Source organism: Variovorax sp. MPBD4-3, assembly GCF_058809745.1.
In genome coordinates, this window is the sequence record NZ_JBXASW010000040.1 from 49,699 (window position 1) to 56,190 (window position 6,492).

Annotated in this window: 7 protein-coding genes; 3 read left to right on the plus strand and 4 right to left on the minus strand. The window is 66.4% G+C overall.

All coding sequences use genetic code 11. From position 1 onward, the window contains the following. Window positions 1-100: 100 nt before the first annotated feature. Both AC1RVW_RS21170 and AC1RVW_RS21175 read left to right on the plus strand, forming a co-directional pair. A complete protein-coding gene (locus tag AC1RVW_RS21170; RefSeq protein ID WP_493202294.1) occupies window positions 101-934 on the plus strand; it encodes a MetQ/NlpA family ABC transporter substrate-binding protein in 834 nt (277 codons plus the stop codon). Next, window positions 931-2,286 (plus strand): LLM class flavin-dependent oxidoreductase, encoded by a 1,356-nt coding sequence (locus AC1RVW_RS21175; RefSeq protein ID WP_493202296.1) that lies wholly within the window; start codon window positions 931-933, stop codon window positions 2,284-2,286. Before AC1RVW_RS21170 ends, AC1RVW_RS21175 begins: the two co-directional genes overlap by 4 nt. A 287-nt stretch (window positions 2,287-2,573) precedes the next feature. On the opposite strand, the gene AC1RVW_RS21180 is transcribed toward AC1RVW_RS21175, so the two are convergent. From AC1RVW_RS21180 to AC1RVW_RS21195, 4 genes are read right to left on the minus strand one after another with little or no spacing between them, the layout of a single operon-like run. Then, window positions 2,574-2,924 (minus strand): cupin domain-containing protein, encoded by a 351-nt coding sequence (locus AC1RVW_RS21180; RefSeq protein WP_081271275.1) that lies wholly within the window; start codon window positions 2,922-2,924, stop codon window positions 2,574-2,576. 37 nt (window positions 2,925-2,961) lie between these two features. After that, the gene (locus AC1RVW_RS21185) at window positions 2,962-3,789 is read right to left on the minus strand and encodes a MetQ/NlpA family ABC transporter substrate-binding protein (protein ID WP_081271274.1); all 828 of its coding nucleotides are present in this window, start codon (window positions 3,787-3,789) and stop codon (window positions 2,962-2,964) included. Window positions 3,790-3,828: 39 nt separating this feature from the next. Continuing rightward, window positions 3,829-4,491, minus strand: a complete 663-nt coding sequence (locus tag AC1RVW_RS21190; protein ID WP_081271273.1) for a methionine ABC transporter permease — start codon at window positions 4,489-4,491, stop codon at window positions 3,829-3,831. Beyond that, entirely contained in the window at window positions 4,484-5,371 is an 888-nt protein-coding gene (locus AC1RVW_RS21195) for a methionine ABC transporter ATP-binding protein (RefSeq protein WP_493202299.1), read from the minus strand. The genes AC1RVW_RS21190 and AC1RVW_RS21195 overlap by 8 nt, the downstream gene beginning before the upstream one ends. A gap of 238 nt (window positions 5,372-5,609) precedes the next feature. Here AC1RVW_RS21195 and AC1RVW_RS21200 point away from each other — a divergent pair, with 238 nt between their 5' ends. Continuing rightward, entirely contained in the window at window positions 5,610-6,422 is an 813-nt protein-coding gene (locus tag AC1RVW_RS21200; protein ID WP_106937222.1) for a MetQ/NlpA family ABC transporter substrate-binding protein, read from the plus strand. Window positions 6,423-6,492: the final 70 nt, after the last annotated feature.

The window sequence follows — 6,492 nt, forward strand, 5'->3', positions numbered from 1 at the left end:
TGGCCAGCGGATAACCAAGCGCGCGAATCTTCGTTCGCACGGCCGGCGGCGCGACCTAGAGTGCCCAGCTCTCTTTGTTTGCTTCCCGGAGTTGCCCGTCATGCGTTTTCAGTTGCGCGCGCCCTCGCTGGCACGCTGGTCCGCCTCGCTGCTCGGCAGCCTTGCGCTGGGCCTGTTCATCCACGTGTCGGCCCAGGCCGCCGACCTGCGTGTGGGCTTCATGCCCGGCCCGTATCGCGACGCTTTCACCAACGGCATCGAGCCCCAGCTGAAGAAGCTGGGCTACACCGTCAAGTACGTCGAGTTCAGCCAGGGCGTGCAGCCCAACGACGCCGTGGAGCGCGGGCAGATCGACGCCAACATCTTCCAGCACACGCTGTATCTCAACGCCACCAACAAGCAGCAGGGCTTTGACCTGGTGCCCGTCGTGCATGTGCCGACGCCGCCCATGGGCCTGTATTCGCAGCGCCACAAGTCGCTCGACGCGGTGCCTGACGGTGCCACCGTCACGCTGCCTTCGGACCCGGTGAACGCGGCGCGCGCGCTCAACATCCTTGCGGCCATCGGCTGGGTCACGCTCAAGCCGGGCGTGAGCCCGATCGCGGTGTCGGAGCGCGACATAGCGAGCAATCCCAAGCGCCTGAAGCTGGTGCCGCTCGAAGCCGCGCAAGCCCCGCGCTCGCTGGCCGATGCCGACATCGCCGCCGTGCAGGGCAACTTCGCGGTGGCCTCGGGGCTGAAGCTCACCGAGGCGCTCAAGCTCGAAGACATGACGCTGCCCTACGTGAACGTGGTGGCCGTCAAGCGCGGCAACGAAAACGCCAAGTTCGCGAAAGACATTGCGGCCGCCTACCAGTCGCCCGAGTTCCAGCGCTTCTTCAAGGCCAACCCGACCTGGGCCGGCTACCGCCTGCCCGACTACTTCGCCCAATGAGCGCTTCGAACCCCGGCCCCCGGCCGCGCCAGCTGCACCTGAACGTCAACATCCTGCACTCGGGCTTCGTGCCTTCGGCCTGGCGCCTGCCGGAGAGCGACCCGTGGGCCTTTGCGGACATCCAGCACTACATCCGCACCGCGCAGATCGCAGAGGCGGCCAAGCTCGACGCCGTGTTCCTCGCGGACAACGCGGCCATCGTGGACCAGATCCACTTCCGCCCGATCACCGCGCTGGAGCCCACGGTGCTGCTGGCCTGCGTGGCCGCCGCCACCACGCACATCGGCCTGATCGCCACGGCCTCGACCAGCTACAACGAGCCCTACAACATCGCCCGCCGCTTCGCCACGCTCGACCATGTGAGCGGCGGCCGCGCGGGCTGGAACGTGGTGACGACGGCCGACCTGCCGTCGGCGCGCAACTTCGGCCTCGACGCGGTGCCCGACCATGCGAAGCGCTATGCGCGCGCCGCGGAGTTCACCGACATCGTGAAGGCGCTGTGGGACAGCTGGGAAGACGACGCCTTCGTCGGCAACAAGGCCACGGGCAGCTTCATCGACACGGCCAAGGTACACGCCATCGCGCATCGCGGCGAGCATTTCGCGGTGCAGGGTCCGCTGAACCTGCCGCGCCCGCCGCAGGGGCACCCGGTGCTGGTGCAGGCCGGCGCCTCGGCCGACGGCCGCGAGCTGGCGTCGCGCCATGCGGAGGCGGTGTTCTCGGCGTCGCAATCGTTCGAGGAGTCTCTGGCGTACGCGCGCGCATTGAAGACGCGCTCCGCCGAACTCGGCCGCGGCCCCGACGCGGTGAAGGTGCTCGCGGGCCTGACCACCATCGTCGGCAGCACCGAGGCCGAAGCGCTGCGCCGCCGCGACGAGCTGGTCGACCTGATTCCGTGGGACTACAGCCTGACACGCATCGCCGGCACGCTGGGCATCACGCCCGACCGCCTGAAGCTCGACGAGCGCCTGCCCGACGACCTGCCGCTGCCGGCCAATGGCAACGGCAACCACACTTTTTTCAACGCCGTGGTGGCGGCCGGCCGCACGCACGGCTACACGGTGCGCCAGCTGATCCGCGAACTGGCGGGCGGCGGCGGGCACCGCGTGATCGTCGGCACGCCGGAGCAGATTGCCGACGACATCGAACGCTGGTTCAGGGCCGGAGCGGCCGACGGCTTCAACCTGATGCCCGATGCGCTGCCGCACGGGTTGCAGGACTTCGTCGACGGCGTGGTGCCGATCCTGCAGAAGCGCGGAATCTTCCGCAAGGACTACGAGGGGCGCACATTGCGCGATCACCTAGGGTTGGCTCGTCCTGGTGGACGGGCTGTGCAGCGGTTGGCTGCTTAGCGCTTTTCTTTCGGGCGCTTGTTCGGGGTGCGATCAGGCCGACGGGGTACCTTGCTCCGCGAATGTCCCCCGGGGCTGCGCCCCTCCTCCTTTATTTCGCTGCGCAAGGCACCCCATCGGCCTGATCGTGGACAGAGCGGTGATTCTTCGGCTGAACACCAGCAGCGTGCCCTGTGCACAGGGCACCGGGTGCTCCCCGCAGCGAAATAAAGGAGGAGGCCGAAGGCCGGGGGACATTCGCGGAGGGGAGTACCCGGTGGCCTGTGCACGCGCCCAGAACAAGGAACTCACTCCTCGTCCGCGTCGTTCCCGGTCAGCGAAAGGACTTCTTCTACGAAAGCCTCGAACAAAGGCAAAGAAGCAGGCAGACCGTCGAGCGACTCCGCCTCCCCCGCATCGAAGAAATGCGGCTTGCCGGCCGGCATGGCCGCCCATTCACCGGCCTCCAGCAGCAAGCCGAGATAGCCGTCAGCAGTAGGCACATAGAACAGCCCCGCGCTGTCCAGCACCCGCTGCCCCTTCTTCTTGCCGCGCCCCCAACTCACGCCCTGCCCCGCCAGGTGCTCGGTGATCCAGCCGTCGCACACGTGCGTGTCGCGCCAGCTTCCTTGGGCATCGAATACGGCCAGAACGGGCATGGGGAGCGTCCTTCGTCGGATGAAAGGAAAGAAAGGCTTACTGCAGGAAGCTGGGCTTGGCGTAGCCCTGGAACTTGCTGTCGACCACCGCCTTGAACTCCTTCGAGCGGTAGGCTTCGGCGATGTCCTTGGCCCACTGCGTGTTCTTGTCGGCGGTCTTCACAGCCACCACATTCAGGTAGTAGTCGGGCGTCTTCTCCAGCACCACGGCCTCGGTCAGCTTCAGGCCCGACGAAATCGCGAAGTTGCCGTTGACGATCGCGTACTCGGTGTCGCCCAGCGAGCGCGGCAGCTGCGCGGCTTCGAGCGGAATGAACTTCAGCTTCTTCGGGTTCTCGGCCACGTCCTTTTCAGACGCGCGCAGCGGGTCGATGCCGGCCTTGATGGTGATCAGCTTGTTCTGCTCCAGCAGCACCAGCGCACGGGCCAGGTTGCTCGGGTCGTTCGGCAGCGTCACGCGGTCGCCTTCCTTCACGTCGGCCAGCGTCTTGCGCTTGGTCGAGTACACGCCCATGGGGGCGATCGGGCCCTGCACCAGCTCGGTGATGTCGAGCTTCTGGTCGGCCGCGAACTTCTTCAGGTAGACCTGATGCTGGAAGAAGTTGGCGTCGAGCGAACCCTGGGCCAGCGCCAGGTTGGGCTGCACGTAGTCGTTGAACTCCACCAGCTTGACCTTGTAGCCCTTCTTTTCGAGGATCGGCACGATGCCGGCCTTCAGCTGGTCGGCGTTGGAGCCGGCGGTGCCGCCGATCACCAGGTTCTTCTTGGCGGGGTCTTGCGCATGAGCCTGCAGCGAGAGGCCGCCGAGCGACAGCGCGGCCAGGGACAGGGCGAGAACGGAACGGCGCAGGAAAACGGTCTTCATGAGATAGAGAAAGCTAGCTAGGGAAAAGAAAGAATCAACTCAACGCTTGTCGAGCCTGCTTGCCGTGGTGTTGCCCACGAACTGCAGGATCTGTACCAGCACCACGAGCAGCGCCACGGTGAGCACCATCACGTCGGTCTGGAAACGGTAGTAGCCGTAGCGGATGGCCAGGTCGCCGATGCCGCCGCCGCCCACCACGCCGGCCACCGCCGAGTAAGACAGGAAGCTCACGGCCAGCACGGTCAGCGCCAGCACCAGGCCCGAACGAGCCTCCACCAGCAGCACGCGCCAGACGATCTGCAGCTCGGTCGCGCCCATGGCATGGGCCGCCTCGATCACGCCGCGCGGCACTTCGCGCAGGCACTGGTCGACCAGCCGCGCCAGGTAGGGAATGGCCGCGAACGACAGCGGCACCGCCGCCGCCAGCGGGCCGATGGACGTGCCCGCGATCACTCGCGTGAACGGCACCAGCGCCACCAGCAGGATGATGAAAGGGAACGAGCGCACCGTGTTCACCAGCCAGTTGAGCACCAGGAACGCAGGCTTGTTCTCGAGCGACTGGCCCGGGCCCAGCAGGAACAGCAGGATGCCCAGCGGGCCGCCGATGAGCACCGCCGCCGTGAGGCCGATGGCCAGCATCATGAAAGTCTGGCCGGTGGCGACCCACAGCTCGGGGAGGATGGGGGCGATGTTCTCAAACACAGGCGGGCTCCTTGGCGGCCACGGCCGTCGCGGCGCGGTCTTGTTGCTGCTGCTGCGCCTGTTGCTGTTCGCGCACGTCGCGTTCGCGCCGGCGCACCAGGTCGTCGATTTCGCGGCCCAGCGCGGTCTTGCGCTCTTCGTTCGGCGCCTCTTCGACGGCGAACTGCTCGATCAGGCGGCCCTTTTCGAGGATAGCCACGTTGCGGCACAGCACCTCGACCACCGACAGCTCGTGCGTCACGATGACGATGGTCACGCCGATCTTCTGGTTGATGTCGCGCAGCGTCTCCAGCAGCGAGCGCGTGGTCTCGGAGTCGAGCGCCGAGGTGGGCTCGTCGCACAGCAGCACCTGCGGGCGCGGCGCCAGCGCGCGGGCGATGGCCACGCGCTGCTTCTGGCCGCCGGACAGCTGCGCCGGGTAGGTGTCGATCTTCTCGGCCAGGCCCACCAGGGCCAGGCATTCGCGCACGCGCGCGTCGATTTCGGCCTTGGAGTGGCGGCCGTGGATCTTCAGCGGGAAGGCCACGTTGTCGAACACCGTGGCGTTCTGCAGCAGGTTGAACTGCTGGAAGATCATGCCGATGTTCTGGCGCGTGTCGCGCAGCTCGCTGCGCGAGAGCGTGGTGAGGTCGCGCCCGCCCACGAAGACCTGGCCCGCGTCGGGCCGCTCCAGCAGGTTGATCAGGCGCAGCAGCGTCGACTTGCCGGCGCCGCTCTTGCCGATCAGGCCGAACACGTCGCCCTGCTGGATTTCGAGCGACAGCGAATGCACTGCGTCGAACACCTCGCCGCTGGGCAGTGCAAAGGACTTCTGCACGGATTGGAGTCGGATGACGGGTGCCGCGCTGGCGCGGCCCGCATCGGGCGAAGGATGGCTCATTGGGAAGAAGCGCGGCCGGCGAGGGCGCCGGGCACGGAGGTTCGCGAAAAAGGTGCCGAGTATGAAAACAAAAGCGGCAAAAGGGAACGAAGAAAAAGGATGCTGTTTATATCGCATACGGCATAAGAAAACCTCGATGCGCGCCATACACGCCATATCGATATGCCTATTCATTCGTTCCCAATTCCTTGCTGCAGTGCCACATTCGCGCCTTCATTTTTTCGATTTCCGCACTGTCATGCACTCCACTTTCCGCCGCCGCAGCCTTTTCATCGCCACGCTGGCCGCAGCCGTCTTCAGCGGCAGCGCCGCGCTCGCCCAGGACAAGAACAACATCAAGGTCGGCGTTTCCGTCGGCAACGGCGAGCAGATCTTCGAGGTGGTCAGGAAGGTCGCCGCCAAGGACGGGCTGAACATCCAGGTCGTGGTGTTCAACGACTACCAGCTGCCCAACGCGGCGCTGGCCTCGGGCGACCTGGACGCCAACGCCTTCCAGCACCAGCCCTTCCTGGACAACCAGATCAAGGCGCGCGGCTTCGACCTGGTGCCGGTGGGCCTGACCATCACCGCGCCGCTGGGCTTCTACTCGCGCAAGATCAAGTCGGTCGACCAGCTGCCGGACGGCGCCTCGGTCGGCATCCAGAACGACCCGTCGAACGGCAACCGCGCGCTGTTGCTGCTGCAGCAGGCCGGCCTCATCACCCTCAAGCCCGAGGCCGTGAAGAACAACAACGCCACCCCGCTGGACGTGGTGACCAACCCCAAGAAGCTGAAGCTGGTGGCGCTGGACGCCGCCCAGCTGCCGCGTTCGCTCGACGACCTGGCCATTGCCGCCATCAACAACGACTACGCGGAGAAAGCCGGCCTGTCGTTCAACAAGGACGCCGTGATCAAGGAATCGCCCAAGAGCCCCTACGCCAACCTGATCGCCGTGCGCCGCGCCGACAAGGACAAGCCCTGGGCCAGGCGCCTGGTGGCCGCCTACCAGTCGCCGGAGGTGAAGAGCTTCATCGAGACGCAGTTCAAGGGCTCGCTGATTCCCGCGTTCTGATGACCTTCTCCCTCCCCCGCCGGGGAGGGTCGGGGTGGGGGCAAGCGGCGCTCGCACGAAACGCCCTGCC

Bases quoted from the DNA above. Each gene is read 5' to 3' on its own strand.
- AC1RVW_RS21170 (WP_493202294.1), top strand. From the start codon at position 101: ATGCGTTTTCAGTTGCGCGCGCCCTCGCTGGCACGCTGGTCCGCCTCG.
- AC1RVW_RS21175 (WP_493202296.1), top strand. From the start codon at position 931: ATGAGCGCTTCGAACCCCGGCCCCCGGCCGCGCCAGCTGCACCTGAAC.
- AC1RVW_RS21180 (WP_081271275.1), bottom strand. From the start codon at position 2,924: ATGCCCGTTCTGGCCGTATTCGATGCCCAAGGAAGCTGGCGCGACACG.
- AC1RVW_RS21185 (WP_081271274.1), bottom strand. From the start codon at position 3,789: ATGAAGACCGTTTTCCTGCGCCGTTCCGTTCTCGCCCTGTCCCTGGCC.
- AC1RVW_RS21195 (WP_493202299.1), bottom strand. From the start codon at position 5,371: ATGAGCCATCCTTCGCCCGATGCGGGCCGCGCCAGCGCGGCACCCGTC.
- AC1RVW_RS21200 (WP_106937222.1), top strand. From the start codon at position 5,610: ATGCACTCCACTTTCCGCCGCCGCAGCCTTTTCATCGCCACGCTGGCC.